The 23,600-nt window shown below is 49.2% G+C and carries 23 protein-coding genes, 1 riboswitch and 1 other annotated feature (1 of these 25 only partly in view); of the genes, 2 read left to right on the top strand and 21 right to left on the bottom strand.

All coding sequences use genetic code 11. The features are described 5' to 3' along the window. Positions 1-108: 108 nt before the first annotated feature. The 9 genes from FD32_RS09675 to lysA form a co-directional block, all read right to left on the bottom strand. A complete protein-coding gene (locus FD32_RS09675; protein WP_047767534.1) occupies positions 109-315 on the bottom strand; it encodes a hypothetical protein in 207 nt (68 codons plus the stop codon). Between the two features lie 202 nt (positions 316-517). Beyond that, positions 518-784 carry a C40 family peptidase gene (locus FD32_RS10380; protein ID WP_268872424.1) on the bottom strand — a complete coding sequence of 89 codons (267 nt, stop codon included), beginning with the start codon at positions 782-784 and terminating at the stop codon, positions 518-520. A gap of 213 nt (positions 785-997) precedes the next feature. After that, positions 998-1,873 carry a LysM peptidoglycan-binding domain-containing protein gene (locus FD32_RS10375; RefSeq protein WP_235803803.1) on the bottom strand — a complete coding sequence of 292 codons (876 nt, stop codon included), beginning with the start codon at positions 1,871-1,873 and terminating at the stop codon, positions 998-1,000. 186 nt (positions 1,874-2,059) lie between these two features. Next, the gene (locus FD32_RS09665) at positions 2,060-3,241 is read right to left on the bottom strand and encodes an aminotransferase class I/II-fold pyridoxal phosphate-dependent enzyme (RefSeq protein ID WP_047767532.1); all 1,182 of its coding nucleotides are present in this window, start codon (positions 3,239-3,241) and stop codon (positions 2,060-2,062) included. Positions 3,242-3,252: 11 nt separating this feature from the next. Continuing rightward, positions 3,253-4,032 (bottom strand): 4-hydroxy-tetrahydrodipicolinate reductase, encoded by a 780-nt coding sequence (gene dapB, locus FD32_RS09660; protein WP_047767531.1) that lies wholly within the window; start codon positions 4,030-4,032, stop codon positions 3,253-3,255. Positions 4,033-4,036: 4 nt separating this feature from the next. Next, entirely contained in the window at positions 4,037-4,957 is a 921-nt protein-coding gene (gene dapA, locus FD32_RS09655; protein ID WP_047767529.1) for a 4-hydroxy-tetrahydrodipicolinate synthase, read from the bottom strand. A 13-nt stretch (positions 4,958-4,970) separates the two neighbouring features. Beyond that, positions 4,971-6,119: an N-acetyldiaminopimelate deacetylase gene (locus FD32_RS09650; protein WP_047767527.1), complete on the bottom strand. Its 1,149-nt coding sequence runs from the start codon at positions 6,117-6,119 to the stop codon at positions 4,971-4,973. Positions 6,120-6,121: 2 nt separating this feature from the next. Beyond that, entirely contained in the window at positions 6,122-6,832 is a 711-nt protein-coding gene (gene dapD / locus FD32_RS09645; protein ID WP_047767525.1) for a 2,3,4,5-tetrahydropyridine-2,6-dicarboxylate N-acetyltransferase, read from the bottom strand. 31 nt (positions 6,833-6,863) lie between these two features. Continuing rightward, a complete protein-coding gene (gene lysA / locus FD32_RS09640; RefSeq protein ID WP_047767524.1) occupies positions 6,864-8,177 on the bottom strand; it encodes a diaminopimelate decarboxylase in 1,314 nt (437 codons plus the stop codon). A gap of 92 nt (positions 8,178-8,269) precedes the next feature. Further along, positions 8,270-8,454: riboswitch (Lysine riboswitch) on the bottom strand. Between the two features lie 209 nt (positions 8,455-8,663). On the opposite strand from lysA, the gene FD32_RS09635 reads away from it, so the two are divergent. Both FD32_RS09635 and dapF read left to right on the top strand, forming a co-directional pair. Further along, complete coding sequence (locus FD32_RS09635) at positions 8,664-10,022, top strand: aspartate kinase (RefSeq protein WP_047767523.1); 1,359 nt, start codon at positions 8,664-8,666, stop codon at positions 10,020-10,022. Positions 10,023-10,036: 14 nt separating this feature from the next. Beyond that, complete coding sequence (gene dapF, locus FD32_RS09630) at positions 10,037-11,044, top strand: diaminopimelate epimerase (protein ID WP_056962185.1); 1,008 nt, start codon at positions 10,037-10,039, stop codon at positions 11,042-11,044. Positions 11,045-11,080: 36 nt separating this feature from the next. Here dapF and FD32_RS09625 read toward each other — a convergent pair whose 3' ends face one another. From FD32_RS09625 to ileS, 12 genes are all read right to left on the bottom strand, one after another. Next, complete coding sequence (locus FD32_RS09625; protein WP_047767518.1) at positions 11,081-12,055, bottom strand: ribose-phosphate diphosphokinase; 975 nt, start codon at positions 12,053-12,055, stop codon at positions 11,081-11,083. A gap of 75 nt (positions 12,056-12,130) precedes the next feature. After that, positions 12,131-14,533, bottom strand: a complete 2,403-nt coding sequence (gene recD2 / locus FD32_RS09620; protein ID WP_047767517.1) for an SF1B family DNA helicase RecD2 — start codon at positions 14,531-14,533, stop codon at positions 12,131-12,133. A 20-nt stretch (positions 14,534-14,553) separates the two neighbouring features. After that, the gene (locus FD32_RS09615) at positions 14,554-15,243 is read right to left on the bottom strand and encodes a tetratricopeptide repeat protein (RefSeq protein WP_047767515.1); all 690 of its coding nucleotides are present in this window, start codon (positions 15,241-15,243) and stop codon (positions 14,554-14,556) included. A gap of 15 nt (positions 15,244-15,258) precedes the next feature. Then, the gene (locus FD32_RS09610; RefSeq protein ID WP_047767514.1) at positions 15,259-15,915 is read right to left on the bottom strand and encodes a histidine phosphatase family protein; all 657 of its coding nucleotides are present in this window, start codon (positions 15,913-15,915) and stop codon (positions 15,259-15,261) included. A 120-nt stretch (positions 15,916-16,035) separates the two neighbouring features. Beyond that, positions 16,036-17,169 (bottom strand): tRNA 2-thiouridine(34) synthase MnmA, encoded by a 1,134-nt coding sequence (gene mnmA, locus FD32_RS09605; RefSeq protein ID WP_047767536.1) that lies wholly within the window; start codon positions 17,167-17,169, stop codon positions 16,036-16,038. Between the two features lie 102 nt (positions 17,170-17,271). Then, positions 17,272-17,622: a DUF1831 domain-containing protein gene (locus FD32_RS09600; protein ID WP_047767513.1), complete on the bottom strand. Its 351-nt coding sequence runs from the start codon at positions 17,620-17,622 to the stop codon at positions 17,272-17,274. Position 17,623: 1 nt separating this feature from the next. Continuing rightward, on the bottom strand, positions 17,624-18,790 hold the full coding sequence (locus FD32_RS09595) for a cysteine desulfurase family protein (RefSeq protein WP_047767512.1): 1,167 nt from the start codon (positions 18,788-18,790) through the stop codon (positions 17,624-17,626). A 14-nt stretch (positions 18,791-18,804) separates the two neighbouring features. Further along, positions 18,805-19,503: a 5'-methylthioadenosine/adenosylhomocysteine nucleosidase gene (locus FD32_RS09590; RefSeq protein WP_047767511.1), complete on the bottom strand. Its 699-nt coding sequence runs from the start codon at positions 19,501-19,503 to the stop codon at positions 18,805-18,807. A gap of 14 nt (positions 19,504-19,517) precedes the next feature. Beyond that, positions 19,518-19,772, bottom strand: a complete 255-nt coding sequence (locus tag FD32_RS09585) for a hypothetical protein (protein WP_047767510.1) — start codon at positions 19,770-19,772, stop codon at positions 19,518-19,520. Continuing rightward, a complete protein-coding gene (locus tag FD32_RS09580; RefSeq protein WP_047767509.1) occupies positions 19,765-20,316 on the bottom strand; it encodes an NUDIX hydrolase in 552 nt (183 codons plus the stop codon). Before FD32_RS09580 ends, FD32_RS09585 begins: the two co-directional genes overlap by 8 nt. A gap of 10 nt (positions 20,317-20,326) precedes the next feature. Beyond that, a complete protein-coding gene (locus FD32_RS09575; RefSeq protein WP_047767508.1) occupies positions 20,327-20,530 on the bottom strand; it encodes a cold-shock protein in 204 nt (67 codons plus the stop codon). Positions 20,531-20,737: 207 nt separating this feature from the next. After that, complete coding sequence (gene ileS / locus FD32_RS09570) at positions 20,738-23,533, bottom strand: isoleucine--tRNA ligase (protein WP_047767506.1); 2,796 nt, start codon at positions 23,531-23,533, stop codon at positions 20,738-20,740. A gap of 54 nt (positions 23,534-23,587) precedes the next feature. Then, positions 23,588-23,600: a binding site (T-box leader), on the bottom strand (it continues 201 nt past the right edge of the window).

Genomic DNA, 23,600 nt, shown 5'->3' with positions numbered 1-23,600 from the left:
AAGGAAAATGGAGTTAAATGAAATCCGAAAATTTCATCTAACTCCATTAATTATTTTGGACTTATGTCACAGCCCCTTTTTTATAAAATGGGAATTATCGCAATCAAGCTAATCTTCAGAAGCTTCCATTGCCTCGAGAATTATCCGCAATTGGCTACATTCATCCCGTAATTTTTGCATTTTATCGCCACAAGTTGGCTGAATCGTAACCGTCTGCCCATCGCTGGCATCAGTTACGTTTTCTGACCGGCAAAGGCTTGCCAGTTGGTCCTCTGCCCGGCGCAAATCAGTTTCAATCTCATTCTTATTGCTCACTTTAAACACCCCTTGTAAATGGTAAATATTTAAAGCAATTTCAATAATTGCATACTGACAAGATATCATGAAACTGACCAAAAGTTAACCCCTGTGGTGATTACATCTTGGTTACTTTATGATGGTAAAATTCTAATTATTTCACTGTCCCCGCAAAACTAGGTGCAAAGTAAGGGCTCAAAGTATAAACCGATACGTTTGTTCACGGTTGGGCCGCCGCTGCGTACTGGTTGTTACCAGTATAAATTGCAACGTGGTAAGTACTACCGTGTTGGCCCCAGAAGAGGATGTCGCCTGGTTGGGCCTGGCTGACCGCATGCTGGTTAACACAACTTTCCAGTGCAACCGAATTATGTGGCAACTGTTTATTTTCAGCGTGAGCGTATACATAGTCCACAAACCCAGAACAATCCATCCCACTAAGTGAATTACCGCCCCAGACATATGGAACGCTGTTAGAGTTAGCGATCTTGACTGCTAAGCTGACAACAGAGCCAGACTGCAGGTCAGTCGTTGAAGTGGCCTGATTATTGGCAGCTGGTTGTTGTGCTGCTGCCTGACTGGCAGGCTGTTGGGGCTGACTAGAGTTAACAGGAGCGGCCGAAGCAGTTGACTGTGCAGCTGAGCTTGCTGAAGTAGCCTGACTTTGCCCTGCAACTGCTGATGAAGCAACCGGTGCCGGTTATTGGCTAACGGGAGCAGCACTAACTGGTTGTTGGCTTGGCTGAGCGGCTTGACTAGTAACCGTTTGACTAGCAATTGCTTGCGTCGTAACCGTATTCGCCACTGTTGCTGATTCATCACTAGCTGTTTGAGCTGCATTGGCAGCAGATGGCGCTGCTAGTTGCTGAACACGAGCAGAATTGTTCGGTGTCGCTGCTGCCAAGACTTCAGTCGTCTGCGCAGTTTCACTCCCCGCCATAGTTGCAGTGGATGCTGGCTGAACGTTAGTCTGGTTAGTGGTGTTAGCCGATGACTGAACACTAGCCTGGCTAGTGACTGCTTGGCTAACCTGACTAGTCGTACTTGTATTAGCCGCTTGTGACTGGGTTGATACAACCGGAGCTGCACTAACCGGACTAGTGGTTACCACTGTGGCGTTGTTAGTTACTGCTTGGTTAGCCCCGTTAACCGTCAATTGCTGACCAACATAAATATGTGGCGTTGTCAGATTATTCCAGGCAACGATTTGGTTGACACTCACATTGAAATGCTGGGCAATACTATTCAGCGTATCACCGTTGCTAACGGTGTAGGTTCCTACCTGTGGACGCGCCGCCGTTTGGGTAGTCTGGCCATCCGGTAAGGTTAGCTTTTGCCCCACCTGAATCAGGTCAACGGTATTGCTGATCTTCTTAATCGTGTTTGGGTTGGCCTGGTCAATTGACTGGACCGTCAGTTGGTGCTGTTGGGCAATCCCCCAAACAGTGTCACCTGGTTTAACTGTAATTTGACTTGCTGAGGCAAGCTGCGACGTAATTGCCAAGAAACCAAACGCACTCAAGGTTCCCGTTACGGCATGCCGTAAGTGGTGACTCTGGTAATGTTTCTTAGTCATACTGAATAAACACCTTCTCAAAAATTATACAACATCATAATAAACACAGCGCTCCGTCAAGAATGCGCTCTCATGCTCCTAATTTTACCATTATTTTTATAATTGGTATAGCGAACACCTGGTTGGTCGGAATGAAGGAAAGGGCTGTCCAGCACCGTTAAGGTAACCAGGCAGCCTAATTTCAAACTAATTTTTCTCCATAAAGGCGGTTAAACGTTCAATTGCCTGATCAATGCTTGAATCAGCGGCCGCGTAAGAAAGACGAACATGCCCTTCTCCGCCAGCACCAAAAGCACTGCCGGGAATTACACCGACCTTGGCCTCGTGTGCTAACCGACGCGCAAAGGCAAAGTCATCACTGCCAAATCTTTCAGGAACCTTTGCAAACAGGTAAAAGGCACCGTCTGGAACCGCAAAAGAGAAGCCCATCTTCTGCAAAGCACTTGCTAACTTATCCCGCCGCTTTTGATAGTGGGAACGAAAGGCAACTGGGTCTGCCGAACCGTTCGTCAAGGCCTCCAGAGCTGCAGCCTGGGCGGTATCGTTAGCCGCAGTAACCATAAAGGAATGCATCTTTGAAATCTGGTTGATAACATCGCCCGGTGCTGCGACGTAACCTAAGCGGTAGCCAGTCATCGCGTGCGATTTTGAAAGGCCATCGATCAGGATCGTCTGATCAGGCAGTAAACTGGCTAACGAGGTAAAGGGTTGGTCGTAAATCAGTTCACTGTATATCTCATCCACAATCGCAAGTAGGTGGTGCTTCTTGATAACCGCCACCAGTGCCGTTAGCTCCTCCTTGGAGTAGCAACGACCGGTAGGATTATTGGGGTAGTTGAGAATTACGGCCTTGACCGCAGCACCCCCCTTTTTAACTTCTGCTTCCAGGCGATCAGCCGTTAATAGGAAGTTATCGTTAACGGTATTTACCGAGACCGGTTCCGCCCCTGTCAAGGCAACACTGGGAAAGTAAAGCGAGAAGATTGGCGTCGGGATGATCACCTTATCGCCAGGGTTGAGCAAGGCAAATGTCGTAGCCGTGATTGCCTCCGTGGCCCCCACCGTCACGATCAGTTCTACAGCGGGATCATAGTTAACCTGGCGGGTCTGCTGCAGGTACTTACTAATTGCTTTTCGCAGGGCCATTGTTCCCCGACTGGCGGAATAATGGGAATCATTCTCCTCAATACTCCGTACCGCAGCTTGCTTGACATGGTCAGGAACATTAAAGTCCGGTTCGCCGAGGGTTAACTTGACGATCCCTGGAATCGCAGATATTTCGTCGTCAAAGGCCCGAATCTGTGCCGGTGGAAGGGCAGCAACCCGGTGGTTAACAATTGTTTTCATTTCACTTGGTAAGGTCGGCATCTTGTCACTTCCTATAAAATATTCTCTAGTCCGAATACTAACTCGCCAAGGTCCAGCACCTTTTCTAAGGCAACTTTGACCCCACTCATGAACGACTGGCGATCAAAAGAATCTTGCCGAATCGTTAGTGCTTCACCCGCACCCCCAAAGAGGACTTGTTCGTGGGCAACATAGCCTGGTAGGCGAACTGAGTGAATCTTAATTCCGTGGTAGTCACCACCGCGAACATTGTCCAGGGTGCTGACCTCATCGGGACTGCTCTCGTGTGCTGGCCGCACCTGGTCAATCAGCTTGGCGGTGCTCAGGGCCGTGCCCGATGGGGCGTCCTTCTTGTCGGCATGGTGCATCTCAATAATTTCAACATCCGGGAAGTACTGCGCAGCCTCCTTAGCAAACTTCATCAACAGGACCGCTGACATCCCAAAGTTAGGAGCAATCAGTCCCCCTTGGTGACGAGCGGCACTGGTCTTAATTAACTCATCCTCCTGGTCATCCGTCAACCCGGTGGTCCCCACGACCGGTGCAAAGCCGTGATCAATGGCAAACTTAACGTTGTCGTACACGACTGCTGGAATCGTAAAGTCAACCCAGATATCGGCAGCGCCCTCTGGAATCTCATCTAATGAGTGGTAGATTTTCACGTCCGGGCCAAGCTGGAACTTAGCGCGCTGGTCATCGGCCATGTGCGGGGCCAGGACGGCTGTCAATTCAACATCATCCATCCCGTTTACCAAGGCAACGGCTTTTTGGCCCATTGCTCCGGCAGCACCGGCAATTAAAACTTTTTTCATCTTATTATTCCCCCAAGTTCAATGGTAACTGCTTATTTAATAACTTATCGCTCGGCAAGTCGAGGGCTTTTGCCAGGGCCTTCTTCTCGTCATCGTTGAGTGGCAATATCGGTAAGCGGCAGCTTCCCGTGCTGAAGCCCTGAGCATTGAGGAGCGCCTTAACCGGTGATGGTGACGGGTACATGAACAGTGCCGCCATCTTTGGGGTAAGCCACCGTTGCAGCTTTCCAGCGGCCTGGTAATCACCCTTGTAGAGGGCGTCATACATTGCCCGCATCTGAGGAGCGTAGCTGTGGCTAGCAACCGAGATGACCCCGTTAGCCCCGAGAACACGGGCGGTCAAAGCCTGCGCATCTTCACCAGTGAAGACGGCAAAGTCCTTGTCGCATTCTTCAACAATTTCTTCAAGTTCCTCCAGGGAAGCACACTGTTTAACGGCTGCAATGTTTGGATGTGCAGAAAGTTTAATGATTGTTTCTGCCGCCATCTTAACCCCTGTTCGACCAGGGATGTTGTACATCACAATTGGCATCTTCACCTGGTCCGCAACCGCAATAAAGTGGGCAATCATCCCCCGCTGGTTAGGCTTATTGTATGGGGGAACAACTACCAGGGCATAGTCAATCCCCGGAATCTTTGCAACCTCATTGGTAAAGGCAATCGTTTCGGCGGTGTTGTTGCTCCCTGTCCCGGCAATTACCGGAACCCGACCACCAACGATTTTACCAAATTCTTGGTAAAGGTTGATTTTCTCATCATGACTTAGCGTCGGGGTCTCACCGGTGGTCCCACCGATTACAAAACCGTTACTCCCCTGGTCAATGAGGTAATTTGTTAACTTTTTCAAGCTTGCGAAGTCAATCTGCCCCTTATCATCGAAGGGGGTGACAATTGCTGTTAAGAGATCTGCATCTGCTAATTTCATTTTAATTCCTCCATTACTTTGCCATCCGCGCATTCATAAAGCCAATGATTGCATCAACGCCCCGTTTAATTGCCGCCTCATCGGGTGTTAAGGTCGCTGAGTGGAGCTGCGAATCATCATCGACGCCAAGCCAGAACATTGTTCCCGGAAACTTCGCCAACAGGAAGCCAAAGTCTTCGCCGGTCATTGCCGGCGCTGTTTCGATAAAGTTGACATCGGGGGCTTTTTGCATGTAGTCAATAAAGAACTTCGTTAACTGCGGGTTGTTTTCAACTGGCCAGTAGCCACCCTGGTTGAGTCCCAGCCTAACATCCATGTTAAAGGAGCGCCCGATTCCTTCACAGATATCCTGAAGGCGACCATCAATTTTTTCGATCATCTTCTGCGTTAGGCCGCGAATGGTTCCTTCTATCCGGGTATGGCCAGCGATTACATTGCGAATACTGCCCCCGCGAATTTTGCCCAGGGTAATAACGCCGCTATGAATGGGGTCAATACTCCGGGAAATAACCGTCTGCACCTGCATTATTAACGCCGCGGCCGCAACAACCGTATCATTGGCGTCTTGAGGGTAGGCTGCGTGCCCGCCCTTCCCTTTCAAATCAATGTTAACTTCTGTGGTCCCCGCAAATAGCGTTCCCATCCGGCAGCCAATTGCCCCGGCGGGAAGATCCGGATTGTCATGAAGGCCATAAAACTCGTCCGGGCGCCACTTACCGGAAAACAGCCCCGCTTCGTAAGCCCGCTTACCACCGTAATCACTCTCTTCTGCCGGTTGGAAGAAGAAGAGTAAATTGTCCTTGGGCTGGTTTTCGGCAAAGTAGTTTAGCACACCAAGGGCGACCGTCATGTGGATATCATGACCACAGGCGTGCATAACACCCGGGTGCTGGGACTTGAATGGTAGTCCCGTCTTTTCCTCCACCGGTAAAGCGTCAATGTCTGTCCGGTAACCAATTGTCCGTTGGGGGTTACTCCCCTGAACACGGACAAACAAGGCGGTCGGTAGTTCTGGCGTCTCCCGAATTTCGAGGAACTGTTGGTTAAAGCCCTTGATTACGGAAAGGAGGTACTCGTGGGTCTGGGTCTCATGAAGGGCCAACTCCGGAATCTGGTGGAGATGGCGACGGATTTGAATAAGTTGCTCGTTTGTTAGTGTCATAATTACAACTTCCTCAAGTCATCCTGCAGGGCCGTCTTGTCACTGGTCTGTTGGTCAACATTCTTAATAAACTTTGCTGGTACTCCGGCCACCATCGTGTGGGGAGCAACATCGTGGGTAACAATTGCTCCGGCCGCCACAACAGCACCTTCACCGACATGGACACCTTCAATTACAACGGCGTTGGCTCCAATTAAAACGTTGTCATCAATCCGCACCGGTTGGGCACTTGCTGGTTCAACCACACCTGCTAAGACGGTCCCTGCACCGATGTGGCAATGCTTACCAACGATGGCACGGCCACCGAGGACCGCTCCCATGTCGATCATCGAGTCGGCACCAATTTCCGCACCAATGTTGATGATTGCCCCCATCATGATGACGGCATTATCACCAATTAGGACCTTGTCACGAATGATTGCCCCTGGTTCAATCCTGGCGTTGATCTCCTTCAAATTGAGCAACGGTACAGCCGAATTACGGGCGTCATTTTCAATATGGTAGTCGGTAACCTTCTCCTTATTTTCTTCTAGGAAAGGCTTAACGTCGGCCCAGTCACCAAAGAGCGTGGCGGTCTGTTTTTCCGGAAATACCTGCAGGCTCTCTGGAAAGGCTAGTCCGTCAATGTCCCCCTTTAGAATGACCTTCACTGGAGTCTTCTTAGGAGCATTGCCAATGTAGTTAATGATTGCTTGTGCATCTAGTTTTGCCATTTTTTATTCCTCTTTCTTCCTATATTATAGATTAATTTTGCTCGTAAGGTTGGTCTAGGTGGGTCAGGTCCGCAAAAGTTTCCCGCTTAATAACCACTTGAGAATGACCGTTTTCCGCAAAAACCACGGCCGGTCGTGGGTTCCGATTGTAATTTGAGGCCATTGAATAACCGTAGGCACCCGTGTCCAGCATAGCCAAAACATCACCCGGTTTGGTCTTTGGTAAGGCTTGGTCCTGACACAGGATATCGCCCGATTCACAATACTTACCGGCTAAGCGAACGTGCTCAGTAAACGGTGCTTGTGGATCACTGACCAGAACCGTTTCGTACTTGGCCTGGTAGAGGGCTGGACGAATGTTATCACCCATCCCCCCATCAACTGTGACGTACGATTTTAGCCCTGGAAGGTCCTTCCGTGACCCCACCGTGTAAAGGTTATAACCGGCTGGCCCAACGATTGACCGGCCTGGTTCAATCCAGATTGCCGGCTTTCCCAAGTTAGTTGGCTGAACAGCCTTCTTAATCGCCTTGATGATAGCATCAACAAATTGCTCAGGACGAAGGGGCTGGTCATCCTTAACGTAGCGGATTCCAAAGCCACCGCCAACATTGATTACCTTTGCCTGGTAACCAAACTTCTTTTGCCAGTGGTCAGCAACCTCAACCAGCTTATTAGCCACCCCTTCAAAGCCCGCAACTTCAAAGATCTGCGAGCCAATATGGGCGTGCAGGCCAATCAGGTCCATCCGCGGGTTAGCCAGTACCTTTTGCAGGGCTTCATCTGCCTGTCCAGAAGCAAGGTCAAAACCAAACTTACTGTCAACCTGGCCGGTCTGAATGTACTTATTAGTGTGGGCAGAGATCCCAGGAGTGATCCGGATCATTACCTTTGTCTTTGCATCCAATTCGTTTAAGACCTGACTTAGGAGGTCAATTTCGTGGAAGTTGTCAATGACGATTACCCCCACGTGGTGCTTAACAGCCATTACCAGCTCATCATAAGACTTGTTATTGCCGTGAAAGCTGGCCCGTTCCATTGGGAAGCCGGCCTGGATAGCGGTATACATTTCACCACCAGAGACCACGTCGATGTAGGCACCCTCCTGGTTAACTACCTGGTACATTGCAACGGCGGCAAAGGCCTTGCTAGCGTAAGAAACCGCGTATGAAACATCGTTTTCTTCAAAGACCCGCTTAAAGGCTCGAATTTGTTGGCGAATCTGGCTAACGTCATAAACAACCAGGGGTGTCTGGTACTCATGAGCTAAGTCAATCGCGTCACAGCCCCCAATCAGCAGGTGCCCTGCCTCATTGAGTTGGTCAGCGGTAATCTGTTCATTCATAATCAATTCCTCCAATTCATGTTGCCGGGGAAGTCGACCAATAAAAAATCCACTGTTTGCGCAGAACAAACAGTGGACTAAGTTCCATTCTCATTTGTCGATAGCGCAACGCAGGCTGATATTCGTCCTGCGACAGTCCGTAGCTTATTCAACCACGCCCCAGTTAACCTGGCTCCTGTCAAGTCAAGCACTTCGGCAACCGCCCTGTTGAGGTAACCTCACTGCCCGACAGTGGCTCCATTACCCTACTTGTGTTGGCTGCACCTCTTCGATTTGTATTAAGCTTATAAAAAAATAATGAGAAAGTCAATAGGGATAATGAGGTCCGGAAAAGATCTCCTCATTTTCAGCATTTGGTAAAACGTTTAATCATCAACATCACAAAATTATTTTACTTGCATGTTTGGTGAAACATGTTAGAATTCGATTAAAATTGTTTACGGAAAATTAGCATTTTTGGCGTTTTCCAGAAGGAGTTCTTAAGAAATGAAAGTTGTAAAGTTTGGTGGCAGTTCACTCGCTGATGGCGAACACTTTGCCCAGGCAATTAATATCATCACTGCTGACCCCCAGCGCCGGGTCATCGTTACCTCAGCCCCCGGGAAGCGAAACAGTAAGGATACGAAAGTTACTGACCTTTTAATTCAGTATGCTAATGAAGTCCTAAACAACAAACCATACCAGCAAACGGTTGGCCAAATTATCAATTGCTACGTTGAAATTGCAAACTATTTTAACGTTCCCCCAAAAAAGTTGGCTCCCATCATTGACCGCCTGAAGGAGTTACCCAGCTGGCACTTTCCTAACCATAATTACCTGATGGCGACGTTCAAAGCCCATGGCGAACGATCAAATGCCGAATTGATGTCCCTAATCCTTCAGCAGCAGGGCTACGAAGCCCGCTTTGTTACCCCGACAGAGGCTGGTATCCGGGTTACGGGGACGCCAAATAACGCAACTGTAATGCCCGAAACCTATTCTCTATTGGACCACTTCTCGTTTAACGACAGCGAGCTCCTCGTTTTCCCTGGCTTTTATGGCATCACCCTGGCTGGTCACATTGCAACCTTCTCCCGGGGAGGTTCAGACATCACAGGCGCCATCCTTGCCCGGGGCCTGCACGCAACAATGTATGAAAACTTCACCGATGTTGACGCCATTTACGCAGCTAATCCGGCCGTAGTTGACCATCCACAAGCAATCACTAAGATGACCTACCGGGAAATGCGGGAATTGTCCTACGCGGGCTTCTCAGTCTTTCATGATGAGGCCCTAATCCCCGCTATCCAGGGTAATATTCCAATTAACGTTAAGAATACTCAGCACCCGGAAAAGCCCGGAACCTTAATTGTTCCCGATAAGGGCTTTCAGCCAGCGGACATTGTTACCGGGGTTGTCAGTGGCAAGCATTTTGCCGCGCTCTACCTGCATAAGTACCTCCTGAACAAGGAATCCGGATTTACCCTCCGGATCCTGAATATTCTCGCCCGGCACGATATTTCTTACGAGCACATGCCATCCGGGATTGACGATATAACCCTAATTCTGGACCGGAACCAGCTGGATGACGAATTGGTCGACGTTATTTGCAACGAAATTCAAGAAGAGATTAACCCCGACCAGTTGGAATGGATCGACAACTACGCAATTACGATGGTGGTTGGTGAGGGAATGCGTAACCGAACCGGTGTGATTAACGACATCTTGACGCCCCTAACGGAGGAAAACATCCCCGTCCCAATGATCAACCAGGGGGCATCCCGCATATCAATTATGATTGGTACCTACGATCGCGACGCTGATAAAGCTGTTCGGGCAATTTACCACCGCTTCTTTGCAAACTAGGAGGAGATTAACAAATGGCAAACTTAATAAAAGTCCACGGATCACAAAATAGTTTCTTCATCTTGGACCAAACCAAGCTAAAGACGGCATTAACTGATGACCAACTGCGCAAGCTCGCCCAGCACCTTACTAACCACCAAACGGGAGTCCTTGGCGGTGCTGACGGTCTCTTAGTCGTTAATAAACCGACCCGGCCCGGAGCACTTGCCCAAATGCGGGTAATCAATGCGGACGGCAGTGAAGCCTCAATGTGCGGTAATGGTCTGCGGACCGTTGCCCGCTACCTTGCAGAACGGGACCAAAAGGAGTCCTTTAAGGTGGATACCATGGACGCAAGTCTCCAGGTACGCCGTGAAAAGGACTTCGCTCCAGATGTACCGTCCTTCGCCGTGGAGATATCACCCGTTCGTTTTAACAAGGAAGCCCTCCCCTTTGACAATCTCGGTCACGATCGTCTTTTGGGAACCCCAGTACCGGAATTTGCTCCACAGTTGACCTTCTCCGCAATCGCAATTCCTAACCCCCACCTGATCTCATTCGTGAGTCAGGAAGTAATTGAGGGCCCGCTCCTCGGTGAATTAGGGCCCTACTTAAACGGTGACAACCCCTACTTCAGTGATGGCGTAAACGTCAACTTTGCCCATATCCTAGGTCCAAACCACCTCTTTGTTCGGACCTATGAACGGGGCGTCGGGTTCACCAATGCTTGCGGGACCGGGATGTCTGCCACTAGCTTAGCCTTTGTCCTTTTGCATGGTGACCAGGGAGCCTTCGATGAACCAATTACCGTTTACAATCCGGGCGGGATGGTCAAGACAGTTGTCCACTACCAGGATCGTCGTTACTGGGTCGAACTGGTCGGCAATGCCACCTTCACCCACCATATCAAGGTTGAAGAAGCAGACCTCCACCAGGCAAGTGTAAACGCGGAAAACTGTACGATTACAGCAACTGGTGAGCAAGTGGCCTATGAGCAATTCATTCGCCACTTGCCGAAGTTTAATCTGAGTCAACGAAACTAAAAAAGACGCGGAAATCAATTCCGCGTCTTTTTTAGTTTACCGGTTAAACAGCGTATCAATTGATTGGTGATTGTGAATGCGCACAATTGCTTCCTTCAACAGGTCCGCAACTGATAACTGGACCAATTTATCAAACTTCTTCTCCTCGGGAAGATGAATCGTGTCAGTCACGACTAACTTCTCAAGCTGCGAGTTCTGCAGAGTTTGAACCGCATTACCAGAAAGAACCGCGTGGGTAGCAACGCCGTAAACGTCCTTTGCCCCGAACTTCTTCAGTGCTTGAGCAGAAAGCTTCATTCGGACACCGGTATCGACAATGTCGTCAACAACCAGTGCGGTCTTACCCTTAACGTCACCAATGACGTACTCGGGAACCTCTTGAACTGTCTGTTCACGAACTTCATCGGCCCGGTTATCGATAATTGCAATCGGGGCCTTAATTCTTTCCGCAAACTTACGTGCAAAGCTGACACCAGCATGGTCGGGAGCAACAACAACGGTGTCATCGTTGATTAGCCCTTGCTTATTAAAGTAATTAGCAAACAAGCTCGTCGCCTGCAAGTGGTCGACCGGAATATCAAAGAATCCTTGCACCTGGGCAGCGTGAAGGTCAATTGTCACTAGCCGGTCAATTTTGTCCATCTCCAGCAGATTAGCAACCAACTTAGCCGTAATTGGCTCCCGGCTGCGTGCCTTACGGTCCTGACGAGCGTAGCCATAGTAAGGCATCACCACATTGATCTTGGCGGCACTTGCCCGGCGAAGGGCATCCACCATAATCAGTAGCTCCATGAGGTTGGTATTAACAGGATCGGATACGGACTGGATTACGTATACCTCACAGCCCCGCACACTTTCGTCAATCGTAATCTTGATTTCCCCATCAGCAAAGTGGTTATCAGAAGCCTTACTCAGAGGTAGACCAATTTTCTCAGCGATTGCTTCTGCCAGCGGGTAATTTGAATTTAATGCAAACAAACGGACATTTTGAGCATTCTTGATTTGCGTCATTATTGTACTCCCTTTAATTTTCTAGCTGTTTAAACCCTATTATCGCAACAAATGGTGGCGCAATCAAGCCTTAGTTTAAAGGTCCCCTGGTCGGATTCCGTCCATGCCAATCAGTGGGTCAATCGTGCCCTGCTCGATTAGCGCCGGTGTTAAGACCGTTTCGCCGCCAGTCGTGGGGGCAGACGGCGAAGGTGACTGAACATCCCCTGCGGTTGACTGTTTATCCCACTTTTCATTTAACCGTTGCAGCAGGGTCGTTTGGCGATTAGTACCAACATTGCGGACCGCCATTGCCATTGCCGAAGCCTCGCCCATCATGATTAGCTTGTCTGCGGCACGCGTAATTGCGGTATAAATCAGGTTCCGCTGTAACATCCGGCTGAACTGGCGCACTATCGGCAGCAAGACCATCTTAAACTGGCTCCCCTGCGACTTATGAATTGAAATTGCGTAAGCTAACTGTAGCTGGTTCCATTCCATCCGGGAGTATTTAACCTCGTTTCCGTCGAAATCAATCGTCATGCTCGTAGCCTTTTGCCCCTTTTCCGTGCCTTCAATGGCAACGATCTTACCGATGTCACCGTTAAAGACGTTGTTCTCTGGACTGTTGACCAGCTGTAAAACCTTATCGCCAACCCGGAAGGTCTGCCCCCGGTACTCAACCGATTGCTTGGACTGACTGGCGGAATTATAAACATCCTGGGCAAGCTCGTTAAGGTTATCTACACCGGACATTCCCCGATACATCGGGGCCAAGACCTGCACATCCGCTGATGAATAGCCCCGCTCCTCACTCTTTTCAATGATTTGTTCAACGACGTCCGGAACCTGACCCGCATGACAGGGAATGAACGACCGGTCCGCCTTCTTGGCCATCAGATCAGCGGGCAGGTGGCCTTCCTTAATTGCGTGGGCAAGTGGAATAATCGTCGAATCAGCCGCCTGACGGTGAATATCGACTAGTTCAATTTTAGGTAACTCGTCAAAGGACAGGAGGTCATGGAATACCTGTCCCGGGCCCACTGACGGTAGCTGGTCCTTATCACCCACCAGGACAACGTGCATGGCGGTTGGGACCGCCTGAATTAACGTTTTAAACAGGAGGGTGTCCACCATCGACATCTCGTCAACAATCAACAAAGACCCCTTCAAGTCCCGGGCACTAATGTCCGTTGGCATTTCCCGGCCATTCAACCCTAACAAACGGTGAATAGTGCTTGCCGGTAAGTCAGTCGTCTCACTCATCCGCTTAGCAGCACGGCCAGTCGGGGCGGCAAGCAGGATGGGAAAGGCCTTCCCCTTGTAATCGTTGACTTCCAAAGACAATTGGTGGACCTTAGCATAACATTCAACGATGGCCCGGATAATGGTCGTTTTCCCGGTCCCTGGTCCCCCCGTCAACAGCATGATTTTATTGTTGAGAGCGGTTTTTACTGCTTGAACCTGGACCCGGTCATACTTGATACCCGTTTCCTTCTCTGTTCGCTTCAGCGTTGCCATGATCGTCTCATCAGCAATCTGCTCCTCGTCCGTGCCCATCAGGCGTTGCAGGTGGTCGGCAATTTGGTACTCGGCCCGGTAGAGGCTGGTCGGGTACAGACGATCATCTTCATAGTTAATTTGGTGCTTCTTCTCCATCGCAACGATCTGATCCGCAACGGTATTACTGTCCGCAAAGCGACCATCACCATTAAGGAGCTGGAGGCTGTTAGCGAGGAGGGGCTTGATACTGGTGTAGGTATCCCCTGTGGCCATTGTGAGGTCATCTAAGGACTGGACAACCGCCGCGTTAATCCGGCGGGGGTCGTTACCAGCAATCCCTAACTTAGCGGCAACTTGGTCAGCGCGCTTGAAGCTAATACCATCAATATCCGCCGCGAGTTGGTAGGGATTTTCCTTAATCACCTGGAGGGCATCTTCACCGTAACGGTCGACAATGGAGGAAATCAGGTTACTTCCGAAGCCAAAGTCATTAAGGCCAATTATTACCTGGTCAAGTCCCTGGTTGGCCTGGAGGTTTTCTACCAGTGAATCACGGACAGTCTTACGAAGGTTTAGGGGGTCTAAGACATGGGGATCAGCAGTAATCTTATCGATGGCGTTAGTGCCTAGAGCATCAACCACCTTTTCGGCCGTCTTCTGACCAATACCTGGAAACTGCTTGCTGGCCAGGAATTCCACCAGGCCCCCACGACTGGTCGGCCGGTTGACATGGTATGATTGCGCCTGAAACTGCCAACCATAACGGGGATGTTCAACAAGTTGTCCCTCAAAACGATAAGTCTGGTCATCACTCAGGTCACCAAAGCTTCCCGTTACCGTGATCTCGTTTTCGTCCCAATCAAAGTTGGCGTCTTCCACCGAGACCGCCAACACCTTGTAAAAGGAATCCGGGCTGGTAAAAATCTCGGACTGAACCTGGCCAACAAAAAAAGACGGCTCCTGTGGCGTCTTAAATAAATCCATTTCCGTTGCCATTGAAGTCATCCTTTCCAGCACTATTTATTCTTTTTTGATTGTGTTTTTTGGAGCGTCTTTTCAATATCCGCTAACCGTTGTTCACTCTTTTGGTAATAAGTTGGGTTTAACTGCTTAGCCTGGGTTAAGTAATCGGTGTACGGTTCCCCCAGCACCATGGCTACCAGTCCCCGGTTAAACTGGGTATCCGCACGACCGGGGTGACGTTTCAAAATTGCGTCATAGTATTTCTTAGCCTCCGCAAATTCACCAAGGGCCAAGAGAGAATCACCAATGACCTGGTTGATTTCCGGATCCTGGGCCCGTAACTCATGAGCCGTTAAGCCGTATGCAACCGCCTGCTTATGCTGCCCCTTCTTCATGTAACTCTGGGCAAGCATCAAGTATGAGTCGGCCTTTAACTTGTCATCATCAATCTTATTGTAAAGCTTAATTGCCGCATTTGGTTTCCCCACTTCGTAGTAAAGGTTACCAAGTCCGTAGTTTAACAGGTTGATTGCTGACTGATCTTTTTTAGCCTCAAAAATTCCCAGGGCCTTCATAAACAGTTCTTCCGCCTGTTCATAGTCGTTTAGCCGGGTCAGTAAGGAACCAAGGTCATAGTAGTTGTTCACCTTTTCCGGATGTTCATCAATTGCTCGGATCAGCTTATGAACTAACTTTTCCGTTTCCCGCTTTTCACTTTGCTTTAACTCATTCTTCTCTGTCATTACTGCCACCCCTTATTAGATTGTATCAGTTGGATCGACCTTGGTCTTGTGTAGATAAGTTGTATCATTCCACTTCTCAAGTGTGAAGTGTTCGGCATCATCCGTCTTTAAAATAGTTGTTGAGGTATTACTCAACCCGCCCCGGTCCTTTAAATGCGGAAGGGGGGTCCCAATCAGGGCGTTTATCGTGGCGTTCAGTGCCGCCCCGTGTGAAACAATTAAGATATTGGCATCCGGATTAACACGGCAAAACTCTTTAACGGCTGAGCCCACCCGGTCAATCACCTGCTGGAAACTTTCACTACCCGTGACTTCTTCATTATAACGGTCAGGATGGTGGCGGAAATTGTTTAGTTCGTCTGGCCACTTCTTAGCAACGTCATCGAAGTGCTTTCCTTCCATTTTCCCCAGATTAAACTCCATCAGGCGGCTATCAATCGTTAACGGGATCGGTTGGTCAAGGTGGCTAACCAATTTTTGTGCTGTTACCCGTGCCCGCCGTAAAGGACTCGCATATGCATGAGCAAAGGACACTTTCTTTAGGGACTGGGCAAGCAGTTCGATTTCCTGGTAGCTTGTCTTTAAAAGTGGTGAATCGCCATGGGCTCCCTGGTAGCGGGACTGAAGATTCCATTCAGTTTTTCCATGTCGAATTAGATAAACTTTTGTCATTGTTAATCGCGGACCTTTTTTATATATTATCTTACCAAAAATATTATGAATGTTCACATTGATTGTGAAATATGTATAAGCAGGCAATAGGCATGCCCGCTTGATCAAATTCTATGTTAGTTAAACGTACTGTAACTGCCGTTCGTTATTGTATGCCCGGTCAATAATGGCGCTTCCCAGACACTCTTGGCCGTCATAGAAGACGACCGCTTGTCCCGGGGTGATTGCCCGCGCTGGGTCGTCAAATTCAACCGTCACATGCTGACCATCTTCAGCGATGTGGGCAGTTACCCCGACATCTTTTTGCCGGTAGCGGAACTTAGCCGTGCAGTGGAAGTCATGTCCATAATTGCTGACAACATCGTCAACCCAGTGGATGTCACTGGCTTCCAGATGGGTGGCATAGAGGTGCTCATTGTGGTAGCCCTGACCGACGTAGAGGATATTCTTCTTAATATCCTTGCCAATCACAAACCAAGTCTCGTTACTCTTCTTATTGCCACCCAGGCCGAGGCCCCGGCGTTGACCAATGGTGTAATACATTAATCCCATGTGGTGGCCAACAACTTGGCCATCAACGGTCTCCATATTTCCTGGCTGGGCGGGAATATACTGACTCAAGAACTCACGGAAATGGCCGTCTTCACCAATGAAGCAGATCCCGACGGAGTCCTTTTTATCCGCCGTGGCCAGGCCGGCTTCCTTGGCAATCTGACGAATCTCCGGCTTAGTGTAATTAGCCAGGGGAAACATCACCTTATCCAGTTGGTGGTAGTCCAGCTGACTTAAGAAGTAGGTCTGATCCTTATGCTGGTCCTTTGCCCGCATCAAGTGCATCCGCCCATCGGCATCCCGCTTTAAATCGGCATAGTGACCGGTAGCCACGTAATCTGCACCCAACTGGTTAGCATAGTCGATGAAGGCCTTGAACTTGATCTCCTTGTTGCAAATAACGTCTGGATTGGGCGTCCGTCCCTTTTTGTATTCTGCGATGAAGTACTTAAAGACCCGGTCCCAATATTCCTTCTCGAAGTTAACCGAGTAGTAAGGAATACCAATCTTGGCCGCTACCTTGGCGACGTCCTTATAGTCTTCAGTCGCGGTACAGACACCGTTTTCGTCCGTATCGTCCCAGTTCTTCATGAAGACGCCAACGACATCATAGCCTTGCCGCTTTAACAGCAGCGCGGTTACTGAAGAGTCGACCCCCCCACTCATCCCGACAACGACACGGGTATGACTGTGGTCAGTCATCATTAATCACCATCATTTCAAATAGATTCTGGAATAATCTACGATTGAAGGTCGCATGCATCCAGTATCGTACATTGTACCAAAGTCCTTTCGGGACTGCACCTATTTTTGCCCGTCACTTTTAAATACGTTTCTTTTGAGCATTTCATCTAAAATAAAGTGATACTGCTCAACAAATTCCGCTGACCGTTGGTGGTTAAAAATATTGATCTTCCGCGCTCCGTTACCGGTGACGGTTTCCATCTTGAACCCGGTCAGGTCAGCATTAATTAGAATCCGGAGCCGGGCGACGGGCTTAAAGGGGTTATCAGTATCAAGGCTCCCCTTGTACTCGAAGTTCCCCCGCTTGGTTTCTTCAAAGCCGAGGTCGATTAGCGCGTACCGTTTGACTTCCGGACTTAGCGAATAAGTAGTCTGGTCCCCCGGCACCTTAACTTTTTTAGCAAAATCCACTTTAATTTGCCCCCTTATCGAGCTTATTAAGCTTATCGACAATCTTGACAATTGCCGCAATCAACTTATCAATGTCTTCATCCGTGTTTAGCGCCCCAAAGCTAATCCGGATTGATTCACTAATCCGCGGGCTATCCGGGCCAAACATCGCCGTCAAGACATGGGAGGGTTCAATGCTCCCCGCGGTACATGCCGATCCACCAGAGACCGCAATGCCAGCTAAATCTAAGTCGGTCTGCATGACATAGGTTGAGATGCCCTTGAACCAGATGTTCAGGACGTGGTTTAGATTATCCGGACTGATTTGACCGTTCACCTCAAAGGGGATGTGGTTGTCCTTGAGCCCCTGCACAATCTTCTGTTTGAAGTGGTAATAGCGTGTCTGCCGGGCTTGCTTTTCATCTGCTGTATCAATTGCCACTGCCTTGGCAAAGGCCGCAATTGCGGGAACGTTTTCGGTCCCTGCACGACGCTTGGTTTCCTGGTCCCCACCCTTGATGAAACTTGGAAAGCTAATTCCCTCGCGGCGGTACAAGAAGCCCATCATCTTCGGCCCGTTTAACTTGTGGGCAGAGGTCGATAAGAGGTCAATATGATCCTTTTTTACGTCAATCGGCAACAAGCCGTAAGCCTGAACGGCATCGGTATGGAACCAGGCCTGGTGGTCCTTCAGAATTTCACCGATCTCGTGAATTGGCATCCGGCTACCAACCTCGTTATTCCCCATCATGATTGTAACGAGAATCGTGTCATCGCGGAGTGCCGCCTTAAAATCAGCCAGGGAAATATTACCGTGCTCATCGACGGGGAGGTAAGTTACCTCAAAGCCGTGTTGTTCAAGGAAATGTAGTGGCTTGAGAACCGCCTCGTGCTCAATGGCAGTGGTGATAATGTGCTTCCCCAATCTCTGTCGGGTGAAAGCGGTCTGGATGATGGCGGTATTGTCACTCTCCGTTCCGCCGCTGGTAAATACAATCTCGTTATCATCGGCATTAATACTCTGGGCGATTACGTGGCGACTGTTCTCCATTACTAGCTTAGCGTGCCGGCCGTAGGAGTATCCAGTTGACGCATTCCCCCATGATTCCTTCATCTGCCTGGTCATTTCATCAATGACTTCCGGAGTCATCGGCGTTGTTGCCGCATTATCGAGGTAAATTTCGTTCACGACCAACCTTCCTTTCACTGTGCAGCCCGGTCAGCAAACAACTGCAAAAGCATTTTGGCTGACCGCTTTCCGGCATCAATAATAAAGTCATCAAAGCTGACACCGGCATCCTCATCGCCAGTATCAGACATTGCCCGGACAACTACGTATGGGACATCGTGATCAGTGGCAACTTGACCGACTGCTGCTCCTTCCATTTCACTGGAGAGGGCATCAGGGAAGTAGGTAAGGATCTGGTCAATTGCCTTCTTGCTGGCAATAAACTGGTCGCCAGAAACAATCAATCCCTGTTTAACGTTCAAACCGGTCTTTTCACCCGCCCTCTTCAGTGCCTCCCCCCACTCTTTAGAGGCAATAAAACGGGGTTCCTTTCCCGGAAGCTGGCCGTACTTGTAGTCAAACGCCGTGGCGTCAACATCATGATAGGCAGTTGCCGTAGAGATAACAACATCCCCCACGTGAAGTCCCTGGCCAATTCCACCAGCGGAGCCTGAGTTAATCACCACGTCAGCTTGGCAGTCCGTAATCAGATGTTCAGTCGTAATTCCGGCCTCAACCTTACCAATTCCTGATTCTACCAGGACAACATCCTGACCGCTGATTTGTCCCATGAAGTAGTCCTTACCACCAATCTTTTTGGCAACACCACCAACCAACTGGGCCTTAAGTTCCTTGATCTCCTCTGGCATCGCACAGATAATTCCAAAACGCATTTTAAATAACTCCTTTACCCGACAAAAAATAAAACTAAATAGACAATAATGATTGCCACGATGAGGCCAACAATTGCAATGTTAAGCTTCCGCTTCAGGACAGCTGTTTTTTCTTCACGGTTTTGTCCCTCCTGGTCTTGCGCGTAGTGCTGGCGGGTTTGCCCTTCGCCTTCTTCTTCCTGTCCAGCAGCTCTTTTTTTGGCAAGCTGCTCACGGTACTGCTTTCGCGAAAGCTGCTCTTTAGGAAACGGCGGCTTTTGATTATCCATTGGCCCTCATTCCCTGCCAATAATAAATGGCCATAATTGTTTTTGCATCTTCAATCTCACCGGACGCAATCATTGCTTGTGCTTCATCCAAACTAACCTTTTTCACGACTAACTCTTCGTCTTGATCCTTGGGAAGGGCGTTGGTAACTGGTGATAAGTCAGTTGCCAAGTACAGGGTCATGTATTCGTCCATGCACCCAACTGAGGTATAAAAGCTAGAAAGCTTCTCTAGTTTACCGGCCTGAAGACGGGTTTCTTCGTTCAGTTCCCGTCTTGCAGCATGGTCCACACTTGCCTGGTCCCGGGAATCAACTTTTCCAGCCGGGATTTCCAAGGTGGTCTTAGCAATTGGGGCCCGCCACTGCTTTTCCAACAACATCTTATTATCATTAGTGATGGCCAGAATAGCCACGGCTGGAGCGTGGTGAACAATTTCCCGTTGGGCGATGTTGCCCTCAGGGGTCTTTACCTGTTGAACTTCAACATTAATCAGGTGGCCCTTAAATACCTCTTTGCTGCTAATCGGTTTTTCCGTAAAATTCATCGTATCCCTCCTAGCGAATTACTCTGACGTGGGCGGCTTGCGGGCCCTTATGTCCCTGAACAATCACCAGTGAAACATCTTCACCGGCCTGTAGGACCCGGCGCCTGGTGCCTTCAATACCACTGTAATGAACAAAGATCTCACCTTCGTGGGGTACGGTAATGAACCCCCACCCCTTTTGTTCGTCAAAACTTTTGACTTTTCCTTTAAGCATATTTTCACCTGCCAATAAAAATAGGAGTTGTGGAAATTTCCCGCAACCCCTATTAAAAATAAGTCTGATTGATATATCACTACTCAAGTAGCCTTGCGGGGTTAAGATACGAAAGGTTGCCCTTTTACATTATCTCTTCCCATTTTACACCGCAAGAAAATCAATGTCACCGTTTGGCGCCTTGAGCAAGAAATTATATCACTTTTTTTACTTTTCCAATCCGGTCTCCACCGTCTCCGGGAAGTTCGTCCGGACAATCTTAGCACACCGTGCACAAAGCATTGGGTAAGCATCATCGGTGCCCACGTCTTCCTTGACCATCCGACAACGTGCACAGGTTTCACCCGTTGCTGGTGAAACCTTAACAGCAACACCGTCTTCGTACTTGTCAGCATCCGCCGGTGCTTCGTCAAATGGGTGCAAGTGCAGGGCAGATACCCCAAGCAGGAGCGCAACGTTTTCGTTTAAGCTATCGACCAGCTTTTGTTGGTTGGCATCCAGGTAAAAATCAACCGCTGCTTCAAGGGACTTACCAATTTGCTTATCATTCCGGGCTTCTTCTAATCCCTTCAGAACGTGGGAACGGACCTCCATGAATTGCTCCCACTTGTCCAGGAGTTCAGTCTCATTAGCAAAAGTCCGGGCATCAGGGATCTCCGTCAGTTGAGCAAATTGTTCTGGCTCGTCCATGTATTCCCAAACCTCTTCAGTGGTGTGGGGAAGGATTGGCGTCAAAAGCTTAACCATCGTTAGTAAGATGTTGTAGGAGACCGTCTGCATTGACCGCCGTGCATGTGAATCAGCTGGCTCAATGTACAGAACGTCCTTTGCCAGGTTCATGTAGAAGGCAGAAAGATCATTGTTGACGAAGTTGATGAGTAGCTTGTAGGCATCCAGGAAGTCATACTCGTCAAAGTAGTCCCGCATTTTCTTCAAGAAGTGGTTCAGCTTGACCATCATGTACTGGTCGACACTGGCCATCTTCTCATAGGAGACTGTGTTTTCTGCTGGTTTAAAGTCACCCGTGTTGGCTAACAGGAAGCGGAAGGTATTCCGCAACTTCCGGTAAGCCTCGGAAATCTGCTGGAAGGTTCCCATTGAAACCCGGACATCGGCAGAGGTATCAGCAGACATTACCCACAGACGGATAATTTCGGCCCCCATCTGCTTGACGACCTTGTTCGGGTCAATAACATTCCCCATTGACTTTGACATCTTCTTACCCTTTTTATCAAGAGTAAAGCCTTGGGAAACAATGCCCTTATAAGGGGTCTTACCAGAGCAAACCACGCTGGTAATCAGACTAGAGTTGAACCAACCCCGGTACTGGTCAGAACCTTCCAGGTACAGGTCAGCAGGGTAGGTCAGATAGTCCCGTTCTGCCAGAACACCCTGGTGAGAAGAACCGGAATCGAACCAAACATCCATGATGTCCGTTTCCTTAGTAAACTTACCGTGTGGTGAATGTTCATTAGTGTAGCCATCTGGAAGCAAGTCCTTAGCATCCCGGTCAAACCAGACGTTGGAGCCATACTTGGCAAACAAGTCAGCAACGTGATTAATAGTCTCTTCTTCCATGATTGGCGTCCCATCTTCAGCGTAGAAGATTGGCAATGGAACACCCCAAACCCGTTGCCGGGAAATTACCCAGTCGCCACGATCCTTGATCATGTTTCTGAGACGAACCTTCCCCCAGGATGGCTTGTATTCAACATCTTCCAGGGCGTTCAGGATATCCTGACGCATCTTGTCAATGGAGACAAACCACTGGTCAGTGGCTCGGAAGATAATTGGCTTCTTGGTCCGCCAATCGAATGGGTAGGAGTGCTTCAAAGGTTCTTCAAGCAGGAGGGCACCGTTTTCTTCTAGCTTCTTCAAGGAAACATCGTCCGCATCCTGGTAGAAGACCCCGTCAAAATCGGCACCATTTTCCTTAGTCAGGACCCCTTGGTCATTGATTGGGGCAAAGATAGGCAGGTTGTGTTCCAAGCCAAAATGGTAGTCATCGTCACCATAGCCGGGAGCCGTGTGAACTAAGCCAGTACCGGCATCAGCAGTAACGTAGTTAGCCGTCCCTACCAAAATGTCACGGTCGAGGTAAGGGTGTTTGGTAACCATCCCGTCAAGGTCTGTTCCGGCGAGGTGTTTAACAACCGAATAGTCCTTCCAACCGAGCTTTTCGGCAACTCCTTCAAGCAATTCAGTGCCAATCACAAATTGCCGTTCATCATCAGCTGGCTTAACAACCGAATAATCGAACTTACCATTGACCGCCACGGCTTCAGAAGCGGGAACGGTCCATGGCGTCGTTGTCCAAACAACTAAGTAGGTATTGTCATCAAGGATACCCTTACCGTCCTTTACCTGCTCAGCAAAGAAGGCTGTCTTGGCAACAACGTCGTGGTATTCAACTTCGGCTTCCGCCAGTGCTGATTCTGAGGACCAAGACCAGTAAACAGGCTTTTTAGCTTGGTAGAGTAAACCCTTCTTGGCAAACTCACCGAAGACCCGAACTTGGGCAGCTTCAAATTCCTTATCAAGGGTCAAGTACGGGTGATCCCATTCGCCACTAACCCCAAGCCGCTTGAAGTCGGTCCGCTGCTTGTCGACCTGCTCTAAGGCGTACTTGCGACACAGGTCCCGGAATTCGGATGTGGACATCTTCTTGCGGTCGTAACCGGACTTAGTCAATTGGTGTTCGATTGGCAGCCCGTGAGTATCCCAACCAGGAACATAGGGTGCCCGAAAGCCCGTCATCGACTTGTAACGAACAATGAAGTCCTTGGAAATCTTGTTCATAGCGTGGCCAATGTGAATATTACCATTGGCGTACGGGGGGCCATCGTGAAGCACAAAGGTTGGCTTCCCCTCATTCAATTTTTGTCGTAATTGGTAAACTTTATTTTCTTCCCAAAGCTGCTCACGCTTAGCTTCGGTTACCGGCAACTTCCCCCGCATGGGGAACTTTGTCCGGCCAAGATTTAACGTGTCTTTAACCCGCATAACAACTACTCCTTTCTCTTACCCTAGTAAACCGAAATAAAAAAGCTCCATCCCTGAAGGGACGAAG

This window comes from Limosilactobacillus panis DSM 6035 (assembly GCF_001435935.1).
In the GTDB taxonomy this organism is placed as follows: domain Bacteria; phylum Bacillota; class Bacilli; order Lactobacillales; family Lactobacillaceae; genus Limosilactobacillus; species Limosilactobacillus panis.
Note: the sequence above shows the minus strand (reverse complement) of the source record. Positions and strands in the feature narration are given on the sequence as shown.